The organism is Bacillus luti, assembly GCF_001884105.1.
Taxonomy (GTDB): Bacteria; Bacillota; Bacilli; order Bacillales; family Bacillaceae_G; genus Bacillus_A; species Bacillus_A luti.
In genome coordinates this window covers 1-20,351 of record NZ_MACI01000008.1, presented here as the reverse complement: position 1 = coordinate 20,351, position 20,351 = coordinate 1, and the positions used below count along the sequence as shown (strand labels likewise).

Below are 20,351 nucleotides of genomic sequence, written 5' to 3'. Positions count from 1 at the left end.
TTTCACATAAGGATTCTTTTTTATCGTTCATTTAATCGCGATATTGGTCATGGGATGGTTGAAAGAGATCTTCCTCGATATCTCTTACCATAGAAAAGTGATCAACGTTATAATGACCATGTAAAATTTTATTATGATGACCAATAATTTGCTCTGCAGATAACACGTTAGAGTCAGTTGTTGAATGACCATTTTTAATTAATGTAACATCAAAGCCTTGTACAGTGGCTGTTCTAACGGCGGTGTCGATGCAATGTTCTGTTTTACAGCCACCTATAACAATATGGTTGATTTTTTCTTCTTTTAAAAGTTCAAGTAACGAAGTACCGTAGAATGAATTTGTTGCTGCTTTATTAATAAGGATTGCAGACTGAGGTACTTTAATTTGATTATGTACTTCAAATCCTTCTCCGCTACCAGAAGCAACATCGATATCTCTTACGAAAACAATAAGAGCATTTGCATCTATTGCTTTCTGCAGGGCTGTATTTAGTGTAGATAATAGCTCGGTTTTACGAAATACTTCATTTTCTTGTTCATTTCCATCAATTAACTCTTGCTGGGCATCAATAATTAATAGTGCTTGTTTCATCGTGTCTCCCCTTTAAATATGAAATAAGTTCCACTGTACATATTCCTTTACATTGTTAGGAAATCCTCCATTACAAGCGAAGTAGACGATTGATTTACAAAGTTGTCAAAGAAATTTCATTCTCATAGCGTGTAAAAACATGTATGATAGGAGATGGAGAATTTTTGAGTAGGTGGGAATAACATGCAAACAGTAGAAGATTATCTTTCATTCTTACATACGAAAGGATTTAAATTATCAGAGGAAGCACAAGGATTTATTATGTTCGGACAAGGATATACGGGTGCTTCTGATGGGATTGTAAATGCAGCAATAGAAGCGACAATTAAACATCAATTGCAGTTTGATGGCAGTTATTTTGTTGCGTTATTAGAACGATTGAAAGAGGAAGCAATTACAGATAAAAAAAGCGCTAAGGCTTTTATGCGGAAGTTACAAGCGTAACTTCACGCAGCCTGCGCTTCTTTTTTTGTTTTGGAAGGTAATTCAACAAAAATCATTCCTAAGAAAATGCAAAGACACCCAACGATAGCAGAGACGGAAAGTTGCTCGTTTGCGACGAGAACACCAGTTAATGCAGCAAAAACAGGTTCCATTGCGAAAATAATTGCTACTCTTGTTGGAGACGTATGTTTTTGTGCTGATGTTTGGATGAAAAAAGCAATGGATGTTGCAAACAGGGAAGTTAGAAAGAGAGCGAATAAAAAGGACTGATTCGTCCATAGTGATACTGAAAATACTTTTTCCCAATCTTCAAACAAAAAAGCACAAATAGAAGAAAACATACCAACAGCTAATACTTGTGACGTGCTTAATAATAAAGGGGATATTTTTTTAGAAAAGAATCCGTTAATGAGAATATGTGCAGCGAATGCGACAGCACAACCGAGAACGAGTATATCTCCAATGTTTAATTGGAAAGAATCACCAGCCGTTAATAAGTACAAACCTGCTGTTGCCACAGCAATGCCAATTACGATAAAAATGGTAGCCTTTTGTTTTAAAAAGATAAAAGACAGGATTGGAACCATAACGATACTAAGTCCAGTTAAGAAACCAGCTTTTGAAGATGTTGTATAAAGTAAGCCGAATGTTTGTAATAAATAGCCGACAAATAAGAAAAATCCCACCATTAATCCAGCTAAACTACTATGTTTTAATTCTTGTTTTGAAGTTTTCTGTGAGAAAATCATTTGAACGAATAATAAAATAATTCCGGCGAATAAAAAGCGAATGCCATTGAAAGTAAATGGCCCGACAAAAGACATAGCATTTTGAACGACAACAAACGTAGCTCCCCAAATAAAAGAGACAAATAATAAAGCAAGAGGAGCAATCCACTCTCTTTTCACACTCATACCCCCATTAATTTTGTAAGATAGCTTTTCTAGCTAATTCATCAGCTACTTTATTTTGACTACTTGGAATCCACTTAATAAAAAAGAGATCGAAACTTTTTATGTATTGCAATGCTTCATCTAAAAGTGGTGCAAACATTTTATTTTTTGCGTATTCTTTTTCAACCGCTCGCTCAACAAGCTGAGAATCTGTACGAAAAGATACAATGCTATAATTATGCTCCGTGCAATACTTTAATGCTGCAAGTAAAGCGTGGTATTCTGCTTCATGATTGGACATTGTCCCAAGTGATAATGACAATTGTACAGGTGGTTGTACGCCTTTAATAAACACTCCAGCACCAGAAGGACCAGGATTTCCTTTTGTTGCACCATCAATATATACTTCAATCAAAATGAGAAACCTCCAAATTATAAGATTATCCCCTACTCACAAGTGTTCTCAAAGTAGGGGATAGAGTATTTATCCAATTGTAATGCTATAACGGCATGTAAATGTTTCATTCGCTTGTAAAGACTGAATTCCTTTTTTTTCTTTGAAATCTTTTGCTGGTTTTACTTCATCAGCGATTCCATACCAAGGTTCGATACATAAGAAAGGTGCATTATCCCCTGGTGTCCACACACCGACAAATGGGAATCCATCAAATTCTACTTTTACAAATTTATTATGTTTATGAGAACGAATCGAAATTTCATTCGTATTCATATTTTCAAAAATAAGCGCATCATTTTTGAATAAATCGTATGTAAGTGGTAATTCATTCGTATGTTCAGCGATTAGTTGTTTGTTATTTGAAAGATAAGGTCCTTCTAGTACACTTGTTTCTAAGCGTTCTGGACCATTAAAAGATAGATGATAATCTGTAAATGATTCGCCGTCTAATAACGGGAAATTGAATCCAGGATGTGCTCCGATTGAGAAGAACATCTCCTTTGAAGTAGGGTTGTTTACTTCATATGTCACATGAACGATTTGTCCATCCAGCTCATAAGAAACGAGTAATTCAAATTCGTATGGGTATTTTTTTAATGTTTCTTCATTACTCGTAACAATATAAGTAATTTTCGTTTCACTTTGTTCTTTTACAGAGAATGTAAGATCACGAGCAAAGCCGTGCTGTGTTAAAGAATAAGATTTTCCATCTACATAATATGTATTATCTACTAATCGGCCGACAATCGGGAATAAAATTGGTGCACGGCGTCCCCAATAAGTAGAATCACCTTGCCATAAATATTCTATGTTGTCTTCTTTTAAGCGAACGCTTTGTAATTCTGCACCTTTGTCAGAGATGGAAACGATCACTTTTTCGTTTTGAATTGTTGCAGTCATGAAGTGAAACCTCCTAAATATTTCATATGTTTCATTATACGTTGTCTACAAGGAAAAAGGTAGTTTATGATAGGAATCTATTGACGAAAGAGTGGCTACCACGTAAAATATAATCTTGTTGCTTAAAAAACGAATAACGTGGTTCGAAACCATCCCACGTAAAAAAACTAAGGAGATTTTGTCATGAATATAAGAACATTAGTCGGTAATGGTATTTTAGCGGCATTATATATTGCTGTTTCTATGCTTATTCAGCCATTTGGCTTTACGAATGTACAGTTTCGTATTTCAGAGATGTTTAATCATCTCGTTGTATTTAATAAGAAAGCAATTTACGGAATTGTATTAGGTGTATTTTTAACGAATCTCTTTTTCTCACCAATGATCGCTTACGATTTAGTATTTGGAGTAGGGCAATCTATTCTTGCATTAGTTGCAACAATTATTTCTATGCGATTTATTAAAGGTGTTTGGGCTCGTATGATTTTTAATACAGTTATCTTTACGATTACAATGTTTATGATTGCGATCGAACTTCATCTTGCATTTGATTTACCATTTATGTTGACTTGGTTAACATGTGCAGTTGGTGAATTCGTAGTAATGGCAATTGGTATGCCTGTAATGTACTGGATTAATAAGCGAGTACAATTTGAAAGATTTATGTAATAGATGAAAGGGCTGTTCCTATAGGGGATAGCTCTTTTTGTATGTGATTATAGTGAATATAATACTGTGACTGTTGATAAAATATAATAAAATATATATAAGAAGTCTTACATAAGGGGAATCTAGTATGAAATATAAAATTCATTGGCTGTATAAAACGAAGCGTGGTTTGCATACTGAATTAACAACAGATTATATGAACATAGAGGAAGTACTTCAATTTGCAGAGGACTTCGAGAAAACAGGAAGAGTGAAAGAAATTTCATTTTACGATGAAATGGATGCAGAATGGTCATTAAAGGAAATGAAAAAGCTGAGTAAACAAGTGGAGGAAGAACCTCAAGAAATACTCGTTTATTTTGATGGTGGTTATGATGTACAGACGAAAGAAGCTGGAGTCGGTATATGTGTGTATTATAAAAAAGGAAATACAAACTACCGAATTCGCCGCAATGCATATATGGAAGGTATATATGATAATAATGAAGCGGAATATGCATCATTATTATACGGTATGAATATACTCGAGGAATTAGGGATTAAGTATGAAGCAGTTACACTTCGCGGAGATTCTCAAGTGGTGCTGCAGCAATTGGCCGGAGAATGGCCTTGCTATGATGAGCATTTAAATCATTATTTAGACCAAATTGAACAAAAGGCGAAGCAAATGAAATTAAAACTTGTATGTGAGCCAATATCTAGAAAACAAAATAAAGAAGCACATCAATTAGCTACGCAAGCATTAGAAGGAACGGTCATTGATAGTCATAAAGAAATAACCGAATAGAGAGGTGCAAAGATGGATAAAAAGCAACTCATTACGGAGGTAAATGACTTATTGGAAACATATTGTGAAGGGTGCTTTTTGCGAGATCATAATCGAAAGACAAATAGTAAATATTATGCCCATTCCTTTTGTATTAGGCAATGTACAGTTGGAGAAACATTGAAAAAGTATGGAGAACAGTTGTCATAAAAAACATCCAGAGAAAATTCTCTGGATGTTTTTTTAGTGCTTTGCTTCGTTTAATTGATGCTCACACTTGCTTAATTTCTTTTCCTCATTCATTAGAAATGGCTCATCTAAATCTGTCGCCACAGATTTCATAATTTCAAGTTGAGAGCGAGCTGCTTCTACAGCAGTAGTGGCATGCTCTAATGTGTCTGGATCCATTGAAATTGTTGCTGATCCTACCATTTTTTGTGCTGTTTCTACGCGGAATTTTACTTCTTCAAAATCATTTACTTCTGATCCCATTAATAATTCCTCCTTTGTATAGTGCGCATTTCACATAGTTTTTGCTCTGTAAAACGGAAATATACAAAGGAATAACAAAGGAGGTTACCAAGTAAGGTAGCCTCCTATCATATGTTGGATTAAAGTTTTACTACGTTAGCAGCTTGAGGTCCACGGTTTCCTTCAGTAATGTCGAAAGATACTTCTTGACCTTCTTCTAAAGCTTTGTAGCCGTCGCCTTGAATAGCAGAGAAATGTACGAATACATCGTCAGCACCTTCAATTTCGATAAATCCAAAACCTTTTTCGTTGTTAAACCATTTTACTTTTCCTTGCATGTTACAATTCCTCCTAAAAACGTTTGCTTTTTTCATTTAGTGAACTTCATTTAAAAAGATAATATAAACTAAAAATGCTATAATCTTGAATATTCTGCTAAATGATTAATTTAAATATACACGAATTGGTAGAATTTAGTCAAGTAAGCGATTTTATTTTTTTGTATTTTTAAATAACTTTTTCAGCCGAATTTTTAAATAGGTATAGGACAGGCCAAGTATGTAATAGTCTTAATTGAATGCTATACATAATGAGGTGAAAGAATGAAGGAGTCTTACTTATTAGATAATGAAGGAATGAAAACGGGAACTGACATACCGAATTGGGTTACAAAAGAATTTCAAAATTTTTCGAGTGTTGTGCTAGAACCAACTTTCCCGTGTTATTTCGGTTTAACAGCTTTGAAAAAGAATGAACTTCGTTATTCGTTTCTTTCTCATAATGATTGGAGTCATTTGCCGCATACAATGTTATCTTTTTTGGAGTTAATGAAAGAGCGGCCGATTGTAAGAAGGGGCTTTTTTCTCTTTGTAGAACCAGAATGTGAAGAACAATCATTGGAATATTACCGTGAATACTTTTGGAAAGTACTACAGTATTTACATAAAAACGATAATCAAACATGGCCTAGGCAAATTCCACAAGACCCAGACCATTATTTATGGGAATTTTCATTTGGTGGTGAGCCAATATTCGCGTTTGGAAATGCGCCAGCTTATAAACAGAGAAAAACGAGACATTTAGGAAATTCCCTCGTTATTGGATTTCAGCCACGCACCATTTTTGATGGATTAGAAGGCGATCGTCCTAAAGGAGCATATTCGAGACAAACGGTCCGCGAGCGAGTTGAAAAGTGGGATCAGCTGCCGAAACATCCTAACATTAGTCATTATGGTGACCCGGATCATCGTGAATGGAAACAATACTTCATAGGAGATGATATAGAACCGATAAAAGGAAAATGTCCTTTTCTTCATAAGATAGAAAAGTAAGAGCCATCATCTGGATGGCTCTTTTGCATATTTTGGATAAAAAAGGGTATTTTAGTAGTAAATATTTTGATGAAAGCTAGTCTATTTTTAATCATTACATCATTACTTAATAGTAAAGAAAGTAGAAAGGATAGAGCGATGTTTGGAGCGATTATACAACAAATTGTATTAGGTATTTCATTAGCTGCGCCAGTAGGTCCGATTAATATTGAAATGTTAAAACGAGGAATTGAACGAGGGTTTTGGCATGCATGGGTTGTTGGAATTGGTGGAATGACTGCAGATATTTTGTTTATGTTTCTCATTTACTTCGGTTTATCTTCTGTGTTTATGTATACATATGTACAAGCATTTATGTATTGCATTGGTTTTTTCTTGTTATTTTATTTAGGATTTCAAAGCGTAAAACAAGGAATTTCCCACTCGAATATGGAATATAACAAAGAAGAGGTAGGTGGCCTTAAGCAATCTTTTATGGCAGGTTTTTTAATTGCGATATCCAATCCATTAAATCTTGTTTTTTGGTTTGGCATATACGGCAGTACGCTTAGCTCATTACTTACAAAGGTAACGAAACAAGAAGCCTTTTTGTACAGTCTTTGCATTATTGTTGGTATTATTTTGTGGAACTTAAATATTGCTTTTTCCGTACATTTCGGAAGGACTTTATTAAAGAAAAAAGCACTTGGCTATATAACAGCCGGAGCAGGTATTATTTTAGTAGGATATTCTATCCATTTTGCATACAAGGCTTTACAGTTGTTCACATAAGATTGAAGGGGAGATTTTTATGTATCGAACCACTATTGACGGAAAAGAAATTATTATTACGTTAGCACCAAAAATCCGAAAAGAAATTACTGATAGGAATCCATTATATGAGGCAGTCTTTCAGAATGCTGCAAGATTACTCCAAACGAAGCAACCGACGTTTGCAGTAAATAATGAATTATTTGGACTCATTATTGGAGAAGTACAAAGGGGCGAAGTAACTGTATTTGCAGTGGAACATATTATTCCGAAGCAAAATATATTTGGATCAAACAATTTTTTCTCGACAATAGAGCAGCAGGCAAATTTGTAAAGTGAATAGAATAAGAATAGAAAAGAAATAGTCGTAACGATATGTTGCGGCTGTTTTTTGGGGAAAAGGGGGAAGAAAGATGAAGAGAGTGGGGAAAGAGTTCTTTTTACAACATGATATCGTTATTATGTATAGTATTCTATTTATTTTTATCATTATTTTAAAAATGCAATTTTTCACATGGATTGGTATGTTAGCGTGTCTGTTTGGCATTATTTTTTATACGTTTAACGAATATATGACACATCGTTTTTTATTCCATTTAAAGCCACCTAAAAATGCATTTTTATTAAAAATGTTAAGAAGATTACATTATGACCATCACGTATATCCAGATGATTTAAAACTTTTATTTTTGCCTGTATGGTTTAGTATACCTAGCTTTACTATTTATTTACTTATAGCATATGGTATTACAAAAAGTGTTACTGTAACACTTTCATTTGGAATCGGAATGATTATTATGCTCCTCGTTTACGAATGGAAACATTATATTGCACATAGACCGATTCGTCCCTTCACTAAGTTTGGAAGATGGCTCAAAAAACAGCATATATTACATCATTATAAAAATGAAAAATTTTGGTTCGGTGTTTCAAATCCAGTGTTCGATTTTATATTTGGAACGCTTAAAGATGGAAAAGACGTGGAATTAAGTGAAACAGCCCGTAATTTAGAAAAGGAGAAAAAGACGGAAGTGGTGCGATAAGCACTACTTTTTTATTTTGTTTTAATGTGATAAAAGTTTGAGTGGGATGGATTAAAGTATGGAAATTTTATCTCGCTATTTGCTAGGTAGGAAGACTCCTACCTTAAAAATTGGTGAGTGCGAGGGATTGAAGCGGGAGATAACCGCCCGTAACACCTTGATTGGCGAAGGATAATAATCAATGGGAGATGGACAAAATCCTACTGATTAAAGTTTCACTTTATGTTGAAAAAGTATATTAAAAATTTAGGAGAAAATGCCGAAAAATGTCTATCGAAAAATCTTTGCAGGGATGTGTGGATTGTCTAAAATGGAAATAAGTTTCTGAATATTTATAAAATTTAGTTTTTTGTGTATGCAAGGGGGAATTGTACTTCAAGTACAGAGAGGGGATTAGAGAATGAAACGAGATGATACGTCAGCACGTAAGCTGCAAAATGAGGTGAATTATACAGAGGTTGTTCAGTCAGAAGAATTTCAATTGCTATTAAATACGAAAAAGAAGTTTATCGTTCCGATGAGTATTTTCTTCTTTAGTTTTTTTATTGCATTGCCTATTTTAACGTCGTATTCAAAAGTGCTCAATACACCAGCATTTGGTGATGTGACGTGGGCGTGGGTGTTTGCTTTTGCACAATTTATTATGACGTGGTCATTATGTATGATTTATAGTAAAAAAGCTGAATCCTTTGATAAAATTTCGCAAAACATTCTGCAAGACATGAAAAAGGGGAGGGGCTGAACTTGAATACGACAGCGTTTGCACTGTTTTTAATTATTGTCCTTGGTACACTAGTCATAACTTATTTTGCATCGAAAAAAACGAAAAATGCGAGTGAGTTTTACACAGCTGGAGGGGGATTGACGGGTTGGCAAAATGGCCTGGCTATTGCCGGAGATTACATGTCTGCTGCTTCATTTCTCGGTATTGCTGGAGCAATAGCGTTAACTGGATTTGACGGTTTCTTTTATAGTATCGGCTTTTTAGTTGCTTATTTAGTTGTTCTATATCTCGTTGCAGAGCCACTTAGAAATTTAGGGAAGTACACATTGGCGGATATGATTGCAGCACGTTTTGATGCGAAAAAAGTTCGCGGAGTTGCAGCGCTTAATACGATGACGATTTCGATTTTTTATATGATTGCCCAATTAGTTGGTGCGGGTGCACTTATTAAATTATTATTAGGAATCGAATATACAACATCTGTATTAATCGTTGGTACACTTATGACTGTATATGTTATTTTTGGCGGCATGACAGCTACGAGCTGGGTACAAATTGTTAAGGCTGTACTACTTATGGCTGGAACATTTATTATTTCTGTTATCGTTTTCTCAAAATTTAATTTTAGCGTGACTGAAATGTTCGCTCAAATGAAAACAGCTACTCCGTTAAAAGAGTCGTTTTTAAATCCAGGTGTAAAGTATAAAGATGGCCTTGATACGCTTTCTTTAAATTTGGGACTAGTTCTCGGTACAGCAGGATTACCACATATCCTTGTCCGCTTTTTTACAGTACGTGATGCAAAAACGGCACGTCAATCTGTTGTATATGCGACATGGTTAATTGGCGCGTTTTATATTATGACGATTTTCTTAGGATTTGGAGCAGCGGCGTTTGTAGGGAATGAGGCAATTATTAAAGCAAATCCAGCTGGTAATATGGCAGCACCTTTATTAGCTAAAGCGTTAGGCGGAGATTTCTTATTTGCTTTCGTATCAGCTATTGCCTTTGCAACGATTTTAGCTGTAGTAGCAGGACTTGTATTAACAGCGGCATCCGCTTTTGCACATGATTTTTATAATGAGATTATTCGTAAAGGAAAATCAACTGAAAAAGAGCAAGTATCAATGGCTCGTTATGCATCTATTGGAGTAGCGGTATTATCTATTATACTAGCGTTATTTGCTCAAACATTGAACGTAGCATTTTTAGTTTCATTAGCATTTGCAGTTGCAGCGAGTGCAAACTTACCAGTTATATTGTTTACAATATATTGGAAACGCTTTAATACGACCGGTGCGATCTCTGGTATGATCGTAGGTCTTGTATCAGCAATAGTTCTCGTAGCGTTAAGTCCAAACGTATGGAACCCTGTAGCTGGAAAAGCTATATTTGTTGGAGAAGCGATATTCCCATATACGACACCTGGAATTATTTCGATTCCGCTCGGTTTTCTTGCAGCCTATTTAGGAACTGTTTTATCTAGCAAGAAAGAGGACGCAGCGAAATTTGATGAAATTCTTGTAAAATCTAATACTGGTCATGGTATTAGCGATGCATCTTCACATTAAAAAGGAGGGGCTTTTCGATACAAAAGAAAAGCTCCTTTTTCTTTTGGGATTTTCTTGTAAATATTACTGTATTGTAAGTAGGATTTTGTCTTAATTTTGTGGAATGAAAATAGCAGGGAGAAATTTAAATCATCATGGCACCAGTGCAGCTTTTGTGAAAAATAAGTTGTTATGGAAGGTGGAAGAAATGATGAAAACGAAACAAACTGATGAATTATTAGCAAAAGATGAGCAATATGTTTGGCACGGAATGCGTCCCTTTAGTCCAAATAGTACAATGGTAGGGGCAAAAGCAGAAGGGTGCTGGGTTGAAGATATACAAGGAAAAAGATATTTAGATGGTATGAGTGGTCTTTGGTGTGTGAATAGTGGATACGGAAGAAAAGAGCTCGCAGAGGCGGCATATAAGCAATTACAAACTTTATCATACTTTCCAATGTCACAATCACATGAGCCAGCTATAAAGCTTGCAGAAAAATTAAATGAGTGGCTTGGTGGAGAGTATGTTATTTTCTTCTCTAATAGTGGTTCGGAAGCGAACGAAACAGCTTTTAAAATAGCAAGACAATACTATGCTCAAAAAGGTGAACCGCATCGTTATAAATTTATGTCACGTTACCGTGGGTATCACGGAAATACAATGGCAACGATGGCAGCAACTGGACAAGCACAGCGTAGATATCAATATGAGCCATTCGCTTCAGGATTTTTACATGTAACGCCGCCAGATTGTTATCGCATGCCAGAAATCGAATCACAAAATATTTATGACGTAGAGTGTGTGAAAGAAGTAGATCGTGTTATGACATGGGAATTAAGTGAAACGATTGCAGCTTTTATTATGGAACCAATTATTACAGGAGGGGGCATTTTAATGCCGCCACAAGACTATATGAAAGCTGTTCATGAAACGTGTCAAAAACACGGTGCATTACTCATTAGCGATGAGGTGATTTGCGGTTTTGGACGTACAGGAAAAGCATTTGGATTTATGAATTATGATGTTAAGCCTGATATTATTACGATGGCAAAAGGGATTACGAGCGCATATTTACCATTATCAGCGACAGCTGTGAAAAAAGAAATATATGAAGCATTTAAAGGGAAGGGAGAATATGAATTCTTCCGTCATATTAATACATTTGGTGGAAATCCAGCAGCTTGTGCATTAGCTCTTAAAAACTTAGAGATTATGGAAAATGAAAATTTAATTGAGCGCTCTGCACAAATGGGTTCTCTTTTATTAGAGCAATTAAAAGAAGAAATCGGGGAACATCCGTTAGTTGGAAATATTAGAGGAAAAGGTCTGTTAGTTGGAATCGAACTAGTAAATGATAAAGAGACGAAAGAGCCAATTGATAACGACAAAATTGCAAGTGTTGTAAATGCTTGTAAAGAAAAAGGTTTAATTATAGGAAGAAACGGCATGACAACAGCAGGATATAATAATGTCTTAACATTAGCACCACCACTTGTTATTTCAAGTGAAGAAATTGCTTTCGTTGTTGGAACGTTGAAGACGGCGATGGAACGTATTTAATAAAATAAAAGAACAAAAGCGAGCTGTAATATAAGGCTCGCTTTTGTTTATTACGTGAAATATTGTAGTTTCTTTAGGGAGGGGATATTAATGGAGAAATATGATCTTAGTCAACATTATCACATTGGATATTATGAAGATGGACATGATTTAGAAGTGACGGCATACAAAAGAATAAATGAACCAGTTTGGGATGCTTATATTCCGCACTATGAGGCAGGGAATTTTTATCCCGCTTTAATGGGCAGTAAGACCCCCACCCAAAAATTCAGCGGAAGCAAAGAAGTTAGGTGGGGGATCAACTGCCCATAAAAGTCCGATTGGTTCAACTAATAATCAGTGGGGGATGAAGAAAACCCCCACTGATTAAAGTTTCACTTTATAAGAAAGTGGAGGAAATGAAGTTAGGTGAATATATCGATGATTATGGAATTAAAGTATATTCATTTCGTGATGATATCGATGATGAAGAAGCGCGAACTACTTTTGAAAACTGGTAAAAAAAGAACGAGATTGTTTAAAGAGATAACAAAAAGGAGATTACTATCTTATAAGATAGTAATCTCCTTTTATTTATTATAGTAAACTTATTTACTTGCTTTCATTGCTTTATCTTTTGCACCAAAAGTGTATTTTAACATCGGTGGTGTAATCATCGTTGTTAAAATAACGACAATAACTATAGCTGTAAAGTAATCTTGTGCTAGTAGACCTGAAGAGAGTCCTGTTCCTGCGATGATAAGTGCAACTTCACCACGAGAAACCATTCCGGCACCGATAATTGCAGAAGACTTAGCGTCAAATCCAGTCATTCGTGCACCGAATCCACAACCGATTAGTTTCGTTAGTACAGCGATTACTGTTAATGCTAGGATGAACCAAATTTGGTTGCCGATACCATCAAATGTAATATTCATACCGATACTTACGAAGAATACTGGAACGAACATAGCGTAAGCGATTGGTTCAACTTTCTTTTCTACTTCATGTTTGTAGTTCGTTTGAGAAATAGCGATACCAGCTGCGAAAGCACCGATAATACCAGCAATTCCTAATAGTTCGCCGAAATATGCGAATGAGAAACAGATGATAAGAGCCGCGCTCACGATAGACTCAGATACGCGTAATGGTGATAACCAGCGCATAATCGCAGGAACACCTTTCCATCCGATTAAAATAATAGAAGCGAAGAATACAACTTTCTTCAAGATAACCATTGTTAAGTTAACATCGTCTGTACCTAAGAAGCTCATTGCAAATGCTAATAAAATAACGACAAGAATGTCATCAAATACAGCAGCACCAAGCATAGTAGTACTTTCACGTGTTTTCATCTTCCCTAAATCGCGAAGTGTTTGAACAGAAATACTAACACTTGTCGCACATAGAAGTAATCCTAAGAAGACAGCATTTCCTTGTTCCATTCCCATAACAAGACCAGAAACGTAGCCACCTACGAACGGAAGAACGATACCTCCAAGTGCAACAGCTAAAGAAGAATTACGATTTGCGTTTAATTCTTCTAAGTCTGTTTCAAGTCCTGCCATAAACATTAAAAGAATAACACCGACATTACTTAATTGTGTTAGAAGCTCTGAATTTTCAATCCAACCTAATACAGCTGGACCGATAACGATACCGACAATTAATTTACCTAGTACAGAAGGTTGACCTAATCTAACACTAAGATCACCAGCAAGCTTTGTACTTAATAAAATAAGTGCAATTTGAAAGAAAAATTCGAATTCCATCGGATCCTCTCCTCATCATTTTTATTTTTATCATACGATTTCTCGGAATTTGCCTAATGAAAATATGTAAAACCCATTAAACAAAGGGTCTTATTACAAGTTCTTTTGAACTCGTAATTTGAACCTGTAATTAATATATAATAAAATTTATTAAAAATCAATGAAAAAATAGCAGATTTTCATAATGGGATTCGATTTAGGTATGGAGGGAATCAATATATAATAAGAAGAAATAAGACTACGCTATTAATGAATTGGAGAAGGGAATATGTTATTAAATAAACGTTTTACAATTGGAGAAATGGCAAAAATGCATAATATAGCGGAATCGACTTTACGCTATTATGATGAAAAAGGAATTTTTCATCCGTCTATTGTAGACCCGCAAACGAATTATCGCTATTATACAATCGATCAATTTTCACTATTAGATACGATTAAGTTTTTACGCCAATTAAATATTCCATTAAAGGAAATTAAGAAATATATTGATGAAAGAAATCCAGCATATGCACTCAATTTACTGGAAAAACAACAAGAACTGATGTTAAAAAAACAAAGAGAAATTGAGTATGCTTTGGCGAAAATGGAACATAGAATTCATTTAATTAAGGAAGCAACAAAAGCAAAAGCTGACCGAATGATAATTAAAAAGATCCCTCAGCGAAAAATTACAGCAATTGCGGTTGCCCCGAATACGACAGATGATATGTTTGAGTACTATATCCATTCGTTGCAAAAAAATATGAGACAAATGGATGATAGTTTATTTTCTGGAGATATCGGTGTAACAGTTGCCAAAAAGGGATTAATGCAAAATGAGTTTCAAGCATATAGCAGTGTTTTTATTCTTTTGGATTACATGCCTTTTCAAGTACATAGTTCAGATGAAATTAAAGAAGGTATGTTTGCGTGCGCTTATCATCATGGATCATATGAAGAAACAGGTGAAACATATAAGAAATTAATGGAATACATTGATCAAGAAGGATACGAAATAAGTGGAGATTCGATTGAGATTGGATTAATTGATTGGTCTGTAACAGAAAATCCAGAGGAGCAAGTAACAGAAATTCAAATTCCAGTAATGAAAAAATAGAGTGTAGGACTTTTATTAATTACAAACCTGCATCAATTCTGATAATTAAATTTCCTATTTTTTTAATTCTCTCTTGACCTTCAAGTTACTTGAAGGTTTAAACTGTGAACAGAGCGTTGAAAAAGGAGCATAATAGTATGGAAGCAACAGAAAAATTAAGAGAAAAACCAATTAAAAGTTTATTTATTTCATATTTAATACCAGCTGTTCTTGGAATGGTATTAATGTCAGTGAATGTTGTAATTGATGCGATTATGATTAGTAGAGGGGTTGGGGCAAACGGATTAGCAGGAGTAAACGTAGCTATTCCAGCGTTTTCAATTTTCTTCTCTATTTCATTATGGATTGGAATGGGCGGGGCAACGCTATATTCCATTGCACTAGGTGAAAATAAAATAGAAAAAGCAAGGTCTATTTTTACGCAATCCATGACAGTAGCAGTAATTATCGTAGGTGTTTTAGCGGCGATTTGCTTATGGAGAATAGAAGATTTAGCATACGTATTCGGTGCAAATGAAGTGATTTTACCGTATGCGTTAGACTATTTACATGTGTTATTAACATTTGGAATGATATACGTTTTAGAAAATATTTTAAGTACATTTATACGTAACGATGGAAATCCTAATTTAGCAATGGCAGGTTTAGTTGTAACGGCTGTATTAAATATAGTGTTTGACTATATCTTTATTTTCATCTTTGGATGGGGTGTAACTGGTGCTGCTTCAGCGACTATTCTTTCAGCGGCGATTGGTTTCCTTGTATTATTAACGCACTTCTTTAGAAAAAGTAGTATTTTAAAATGGACGAAATTCCATTTTGAGTGGAGTACAGTTAAACAAATTATGATAATAGGTTTCCCGAGCTTTACAGCAGAAAGTACAGTGGCAATCGTAACGATTGGTTTTAATATCGCATTCGTTCAATATGCAGGAGAAGTAGGAGTTGCTTCCTATGCAATGGTGAACAGTATTCACGCGATGACATTACTATTATTCTTCGGTGTCGGTGCTGCATTGCAACCAATTGCTAGTTTCCATTACGGGGCAAATTTATCAGAGAGACTTCGTGAAGGATTGAAGTTTGCTGTGAAAATTGCAGTTGTCCTCGGAGGCGTTGCGATAATTGTCGGATTATTCTTCGGGAAATATATCATTGGTTTATTTGATGTTCAATCTCCAGAATTATTGGAGTTAACCTTAACAGGTATTAGCTTATTCTTTATCCAATATGTATTTTTAGGTTATAACATTGTGTATGGAGAGTACTTCCAATCAGTGCGACAAACGACAAAATCAGTGCTTATTATAATGAGCCGTGGATTACTATTTATTATCCCATTGTTATGGATTATGCCGAAATTATTTGGTATAAATGGAATTTGGCTCGTTATGCCAGTTGCTGAAGTAATGACAGCGATTATCGTATTTACGATGAATCGTATGAAACATCCTGTTCCATTAAATATGGCAGGTGAGAAAGAAGCAATATAATGAAGAAAATCCCCTTAAGCAATTAAGGGGATTTTTTATTCTTTCAAACTAATCGCAAAAGATCCATCCGTTTCTTGAACAGACGCAAAAGCAACGTTTTTAATAGTTGTAATTCCTTTTTCTTTTAATTCTTTATATAACCACTTTTCGTCTTTATGAATTAATTTTAAGTTATCGTATTGAATTTGTGAATCAACGATAAGGGCGATTGGTAACCCAGCATATGTAACATCAATGTTTAAATCTTTCGGGGTTAATGGTACAAGCTCCCTCTTTGGTAAAATACTAATCGCTCCATTCGCTTCTAAAATTGCATATTCAATTTCATGAACACTTGGGTACCCTGCGACGCGAAGGTTAGAAAGTAGTTCAGCAATTGGATATCTACTTTTTTGCAAGTTCTCAAAAATAATATCACCATGTTTAATTAAAATAATGGGGTGTCCGAGAATGAAACGATTTAGTTTGTTGAATAGGCTTAATTTTGTAAGGAGCAAATGTAAACAAGTAATAACAACCATACCGAGAAAGGCTTGCAAAGCACCAGAGACTGGTATGGCTTGAAAAGCTAAATAAGATAAAAAGATAATAGCACCAAAATCATGAGGAGTTAGTTGTGCTAATGCGGATTTACCGAGTAGCTTAAGCGATAGTAAAAATAAAATAAAAAAGAATGATACGTTACATAAAAAGAGAAGCAATAGGGACACTCCTTCGTGCGAAGTTGTACTTACTATTCCCGAAAATAATAGAAATATTACCTTTTAGAGGATAAATAAGGGTTAGTTGGAATTTGTCTGTATACAAACGAATAAATGGATATTATGATGAAAGAAGCAAAGAACATAGGAGTATATGGATATGAGAAAGAAGAAAATAATTAAGTATATTATAGCAATTATAACGGTTTGCGCCGTGTACGCGGGTTTTTTACAATATAACATTTATAAGCATGGGCATATGAATGCCACTGACGATGCTGATTATATCATTGTATTAGGCTCGAAAGTAAATGGGACGAAACCATCGTACTCATTACAATATCGTATTGATAAAGCAGCTGAATATTTAAAATCACATGAGAAAACAATCGCTATCGTATCTGGCGGACAAGGAAAAGGTGAAGATATTTCAGAAGCATTAGCGATGAAACAAGGATTAATGAAACAAAATATTGCAGAAGAGCGTATTATAATGGAGGATAAATCAACGAGTACAGATGAGAATATTACATTCTCAAAACCGTTAATTCCAGCCAATATGAAAAAAGGTATGATCGTAACGAACGATTTCCATATGTTTAGGGCGAAAAAAATAGCAGCAAAGCAAGGTTTGCAGTTAGAAGGTCTGCCGGCCAAGACACCGAAGCCCATTATCATTTCATCAAATGTACGAGAATATTTAGCGATTACGCAATATTGGTTTATGAATCGAATATAGTGAAAGTGATCCCGCCAGCATTCCAGGCGGGGTTTTTTGAGGGAAATCTTACAAATATGTCATGTTCATGAAAGGTAAAGCGATAGTTTCTGGAGTAGATTCCTGACATAATGAAGATAACAAAAACTATTTAGAGGTGAATCGGATGAAAGGAAATAATATATTATCTTCACTCTGTTACTTTAGTATCTTTTTTGCACCATTTTTACTACCAATTATCGTGTACTTCGTTGCGGAAGATGAAGTGAAATATCACGCGAAAAAAGCATTTTGGTCACATGTTTTTCCGTACGCAATCTTATTTGCTGGATTAGCAGTATCAGGCGTATACGGTTTAGGCTTCGATCAATCTGATGGCGCGGGAATTGGGATGGCTATCACATATGCAGTATTCATTCTTGTAGGAATTTACTATTTCATTTGGAATATCGTAAAAGGTATTAAAGTTTTGAAAGCAGCGTAATAAATTGATGTAAATCTGTCGTTATTTGTCGGTAAGTCGGTATAATTTCATTTACCGTACTAATAGGTGTTTTAAAAAAGAGCAATTCAAAAAGAATTGCTCTTTTTGTGCTTATAAGTTGTGAATATTGAAAAAGATATGTTAATTTTTCATTATGAAGAGAAAAAAGGAGTGTTTTTCATGAATGAGATCATACATAAAATGGAGCAACACGTTTCAGTTCGTAAATATAAAGAAGAATCAATTCCGAAAGATGTAGTAGAAAGAATGGTTCAAGCTGCGCAGCATGCTGCTTCCTCGCATTTTGTACAGGCGTATTCTGTTATATATGTAACCGATCAAGACCTAAAGGCTAAACTAGCAGAACTATCCGGAAATCGTCACGTGAAAGATTGTGCAGCATTTTTTGTTTGTTGTGCAGACTTAAAGCGACTTGAAATGGCTTGTGAAAAGCATGGTACAGAGATAAAGCATGAAGGGGTGGAAGATTTTATCGTTGCGACGGTAGATGCTTCACTTTTTGCGCAAAACTTAGCATTAGCAGCAGAATCGTTAGGATATGGTATTTGTTATATTGGTGGTATTCGTAATAACCCGAGGGAAGTGAGTGAATTGCTGCATTTGCCGGATAAAGTATATCCTGTATTCGGAATGACAGTTGGCGTGCCAAATGAAGAACATGGAGTGAAACCACGTTTACCAGTAGCGGCAATTCTTCATGAAAATGGATATGATGAAAAGAAATATGATGAATTATTAAGCGAATACGATGAAACGATGAGTGCCTATTACAAAGAAAGATCATCAAATCAAAAAAACATAACATGGACGGAATCAATGAGTTCGTTTATGTCTAAAGAAAAAAGAATGCATATGAAAGAATTTTTAAGTGAAAAAGGACTTAATAAGAAATGAGTAAAAAGGCGGACTTGCATGCAGGTCCGCCTTTTTGGGAGGAGAAATATGATTGTCTTCGAATAAATATAGGGGGAGGGGATAATATGAAAAAAGCTTTAATCTTTTTATTTGATGGATTTGCAGAATTTGAAGTGAATATAGCGAGTTTATCCCGCTTTAATGGGCAGTAAGACCCCCACCTCAAAATTCAGCGAAAGCAAAGAAGTCAGGTGGGGGATCAACTGCCCATAAAAGTCCGATTGGTTCAACTAATAATCAGTGGGGGATGAAGAAAACCCCCACTGATTAAAGTTTCACTTTATTTTTGATAAGTAAGGAATTTGAAATAGTAACAGCAACTGTAGATGGAAAAACAGTTACAGGAGAAGGTGGTTTTTTGTGTCAACCACATGTCTCTATCGAGCATATTGAAATAGTGGACTATGAAGTGTTTATTGTACCAGGAGGACATATTTTTGATCATTTAGAAAATGAACAATTGTTATCTATCGTGAACGGATTACATAAGCAAAATAAATGGATAGCGGGTATTTGTGCAGGAACATCTTTACTACATGCAGCAGGAGTACTTAATAAGAAGAAATTTTCAACATCATTAACATCAGATGAAAAACACTTAGCGCATTTACATGAATGGGAATATAAACAAAATAAAGATGTAACTGTTGATGGAAAAATAATAACAGCGGTAGGGTCTGCTTATGTTGAATTTGCTACTGAAATAATGAATCAACTCAATTTATTTAATGAAGCTGAAGCGAAGGAGAACTTGCAATACTTTAAAAATGTAACAGAGCTTTGTGATGAAACGTTAGTATAAGTGAATAATTTAATTGTTAATACCTAAGTTCAGATTGTAGATACCACTTTCTGAACTTAGGTATTTTATTTGTTATCATATACATAGAAATAAAAATTAATAAATTTTTACAAAAGTGATGAACACTCCCCCACTTAGCGAAGTTTGAAGTGGGGGTTTCTAACGTTTCGACCTAACGGACGATTAACGTCAGGGGAGTTAACACATTAGCGAGCT

Annotated in this window: 25 protein-coding genes, 2 pseudogenes and 1 riboswitch; of the genes and pseudogenes, 19 read left to right on the top strand and 8 right to left on the bottom strand. The window is 34.9% G+C overall.

Annotation, left to right across the window (positions count from 1 at the left end; all coding sequences use genetic code 11):
• Positions 1-31 precede the first annotated feature (31 nt).
• Positions 32-592 (bottom strand): cysteine hydrolase family protein, encoded by a 561-nt coding sequence (locus tag BAQ48_RS01505; RefSeq protein ID WP_071709732.1) that lies wholly within the window; start codon positions 590-592, stop codon positions 32-34.
• A 183-nt stretch (positions 593-775) separates the two neighbouring features.
• On the opposite strand from BAQ48_RS01505, the gene BAQ48_RS01500 reads away from it, so the two are divergent.
• Positions 776-1,036 (top strand): DUF6123 family protein, encoded by a 261-nt coding sequence (locus BAQ48_RS01500; protein ID WP_001195211.1) that lies wholly within the window; start codon positions 776-778, stop codon positions 1,034-1,036.
• 2 nt (positions 1,037-1,038) lie between these two features.
• On the opposite strand, the gene BAQ48_RS01495 is transcribed toward BAQ48_RS01500, so the two are convergent.
• From BAQ48_RS01495 to BAQ48_RS01485, 3 genes are all read right to left on the bottom strand, one after another.
• Positions 1,039-1,944, bottom strand: a complete 906-nt coding sequence (locus BAQ48_RS01495) for a DMT family transporter (protein WP_071709731.1) — start codon at positions 1,942-1,944, stop codon at positions 1,039-1,041.
• 13 nt (positions 1,945-1,957) lie between these two features.
• Positions 1,958-2,344: a reverse transcriptase-like protein gene (locus BAQ48_RS01490; RefSeq protein WP_071709730.1), complete on the bottom strand. Its 387-nt coding sequence runs from the start codon at positions 2,342-2,344 to the stop codon at positions 1,958-1,960.
• Positions 2,345-2,413: 69 nt separating this feature from the next.
• Positions 2,414-3,286: an aldose 1-epimerase family protein gene (locus tag BAQ48_RS01485; protein WP_071709729.1), complete on the bottom strand. Its 873-nt coding sequence runs from the start codon at positions 3,284-3,286 to the stop codon at positions 2,414-2,416.
• Between the two features lie 132 nt (positions 3,287-3,418).
• Positions 3,419-3,463, top strand: a riboswitch (PreQ1 riboswitch).
• Positions 3,464-3,469: 6 nt separating this feature from the next.
• On the opposite strand from BAQ48_RS01485, the gene BAQ48_RS01480 reads away from it, so the two are divergent.
• The 3 genes from BAQ48_RS01480 to BAQ48_RS01470 all read left to right on the top strand — a co-directional run bounded on the left by BAQ48_RS01480 (position 3,470) and on the right by BAQ48_RS01470 (position 4,931).
• Positions 3,470-3,955 carry a QueT transporter family protein gene (locus BAQ48_RS01480; RefSeq protein WP_001026469.1) on the top strand — a complete coding sequence of 162 codons (486 nt, stop codon included), beginning with the start codon at positions 3,470-3,472 and terminating at the stop codon, positions 3,953-3,955.
• A gap of 127 nt (positions 3,956-4,082) precedes the next feature.
• Positions 4,083-4,742 (top strand): ribonuclease H family protein, encoded by a 660-nt coding sequence (locus tag BAQ48_RS01475; protein WP_071709728.1) that lies wholly within the window; start codon positions 4,083-4,085, stop codon positions 4,740-4,742.
• A 12-nt stretch (positions 4,743-4,754) separates the two neighbouring features.
• On the top strand, positions 4,755-4,931 hold the full coding sequence (locus tag BAQ48_RS01470; protein ID WP_071709727.1) for a zinc-finger domain-containing protein: 177 nt from the start codon (positions 4,755-4,757) through the stop codon (positions 4,929-4,931).
• Positions 4,932-4,964: 33 nt separating this feature from the next.
• Here the strand turns inward: BAQ48_RS01470 and BAQ48_RS01465 are convergent, their stop codons facing one another.
• Both BAQ48_RS01465 and cspB read right to left on the bottom strand, forming a co-directional pair.
• Positions 4,965-5,213 carry a DUF2564 family protein gene (locus BAQ48_RS01465; protein ID WP_000534394.1) on the bottom strand — a complete coding sequence of 83 codons (249 nt, stop codon included), beginning with the start codon at positions 5,211-5,213 and terminating at the stop codon, positions 4,965-4,967.
• 119 nt (positions 5,214-5,332) lie between these two features.
• Positions 5,333-5,530 carry a cold shock-like protein CspB gene (gene cspB / locus BAQ48_RS01460; RefSeq protein ID WP_001161725.1) on the bottom strand — a complete coding sequence of 66 codons (198 nt, stop codon included), beginning with the start codon at positions 5,528-5,530 and terminating at the stop codon, positions 5,333-5,335.
• Between the two features lie 264 nt (positions 5,531-5,794).
• On the opposite strand from cspB, the gene BAQ48_RS01455 reads away from it, so the two are divergent.
• From BAQ48_RS01455 to BAQ48_RS28530, 8 genes and pseudogenes are all read left to right on the top strand, one after another.
• The gene (locus BAQ48_RS01455) at positions 5,795-6,523 is read left to right on the top strand and encodes a YqcI/YcgG family protein (protein WP_071709726.1); all 729 of its coding nucleotides are present in this window, start codon (positions 5,795-5,797) and stop codon (positions 6,521-6,523) included.
• A 138-nt stretch (positions 6,524-6,661) separates the two neighbouring features.
• Entirely contained in the window at positions 6,662-7,294 is a 633-nt protein-coding gene (locus tag BAQ48_RS01450) for a LysE family transporter (protein ID WP_071709738.1), read from the top strand.
• Positions 7,295-7,313: 19 nt separating this feature from the next.
• Entirely contained in the window at positions 7,314-7,607 is a 294-nt protein-coding gene (locus BAQ48_RS01445; RefSeq protein ID WP_000286378.1) for a hypothetical protein, read from the top strand.
• 79 nt (positions 7,608-7,686) lie between these two features.
• Positions 7,687-8,316, top strand: a complete 630-nt coding sequence (locus BAQ48_RS01440; RefSeq protein WP_071709725.1) for a sterol desaturase family protein — start codon at positions 7,687-7,689, stop codon at positions 8,314-8,316.
• Between the two features lie 400 nt (positions 8,317-8,716).
• Positions 8,717-9,058: a DUF485 domain-containing protein gene (locus BAQ48_RS01435; protein ID WP_000817370.1), complete on the top strand. Its 342-nt coding sequence runs from the start codon at positions 8,717-8,719 to the stop codon at positions 9,056-9,058.
• 2 nt (positions 9,059-9,060) lie between these two features.
• Complete coding sequence (locus BAQ48_RS01430; protein WP_071709724.1) at positions 9,061-10,611, top strand: solute symporter family protein; 1,551 nt, start codon at positions 9,061-9,063, stop codon at positions 10,609-10,611.
• A 190-nt stretch (positions 10,612-10,801) separates the two neighbouring features.
• Complete coding sequence (locus BAQ48_RS01425) at positions 10,802-12,151, top strand: aspartate aminotransferase family protein (RefSeq protein ID WP_116758448.1); 1,350 nt, start codon at positions 10,802-10,804, stop codon at positions 12,149-12,151.
• Positions 12,152-12,241: 90 nt separating this feature from the next.
• Positions 12,242-12,651, top strand: a pseudogene (locus BAQ48_RS28530) (DUF3986 family protein).
• An 87-nt stretch (positions 12,652-12,738) separates the two neighbouring features.
• Here the strand turns inward: BAQ48_RS28530 and BAQ48_RS01410 are convergent.
• Positions 12,739-13,902: a cation:proton antiporter gene (locus BAQ48_RS01410; protein ID WP_000393907.1), complete on the bottom strand. Its 1,164-nt coding sequence runs from the start codon at positions 13,900-13,902 to the stop codon at positions 12,739-12,741.
• A 268-nt stretch (positions 13,903-14,170) separates the two neighbouring features.
• On the opposite strand from BAQ48_RS01410, the gene BAQ48_RS01405 reads away from it, so the two are divergent.
• Both BAQ48_RS01405 and BAQ48_RS01400 read left to right on the top strand, forming a co-directional pair.
• On the top strand, positions 14,171-15,001 hold the full coding sequence (locus BAQ48_RS01405) for a MerR family transcriptional regulator (protein ID WP_071709722.1): 831 nt from the start codon (positions 14,171-14,173) through the stop codon (positions 14,999-15,001).
• Positions 15,002-15,138: 137 nt separating this feature from the next.
• Positions 15,139-16,494 carry an MATE family efflux transporter gene (locus BAQ48_RS01400; protein ID WP_071709721.1) on the top strand — a complete coding sequence of 452 codons (1,356 nt, stop codon included), beginning with the start codon at positions 15,139-15,141 and terminating at the stop codon, positions 16,492-16,494.
• A 35-nt stretch (positions 16,495-16,529) separates the two neighbouring features.
• On the opposite strand, the gene BAQ48_RS01395 is transcribed toward BAQ48_RS01400, so the two are convergent.
• A complete protein-coding gene (locus tag BAQ48_RS01395; RefSeq protein ID WP_071709720.1) occupies positions 16,530-17,195 on the bottom strand; it encodes a DUF421 domain-containing protein in 666 nt (221 codons plus the stop codon).
• A gap of 160 nt (positions 17,196-17,355) precedes the next feature.
• Between BAQ48_RS01395 and BAQ48_RS01390 the strand changes: the two genes are divergently transcribed.
• From BAQ48_RS01390 to BAQ48_RS01375, 5 genes and pseudogenes are all read left to right on the top strand, one after another.
• The gene (locus BAQ48_RS01390) at positions 17,356-17,934 is read left to right on the top strand and encodes a YdcF family protein (RefSeq protein WP_071709719.1); all 579 of its coding nucleotides are present in this window, start codon (positions 17,356-17,358) and stop codon (positions 17,932-17,934) included.
• 145 nt (positions 17,935-18,079) lie between these two features.
• Entirely contained in the window at positions 18,080-18,397 is a 318-nt protein-coding gene (locus BAQ48_RS01385) for a magnetosome magnetite crystal formation protein family (protein ID WP_000678050.1), read from the top strand.
• Between the two features lie 180 nt (positions 18,398-18,577).
• Complete coding sequence (gene nfsA, locus BAQ48_RS01380; RefSeq protein ID WP_071709718.1) at positions 18,578-19,312, top strand: oxygen-insensitive NADPH nitroreductase; 735 nt, start codon at positions 18,578-18,580, stop codon at positions 19,310-19,312.
• Positions 19,309-19,485: a hypothetical protein gene (locus tag BAQ48_RS28155; protein ID WP_415783921.1), complete on the top strand. Its 177-nt coding sequence runs from the start codon at positions 19,309-19,311 to the stop codon at positions 19,483-19,485. Before nfsA ends, BAQ48_RS28155 begins: the two co-directional genes overlap by 4 nt.
• A gap of 125 nt (positions 19,486-19,610) precedes the next feature.
• Positions 19,611-20,135 (top strand): annotated as a pseudogene (locus BAQ48_RS01375) (DJ-1/PfpI family protein); the annotation flags it as partial.
• Positions 20,136-20,351: the final 216 nt, after the last annotated feature.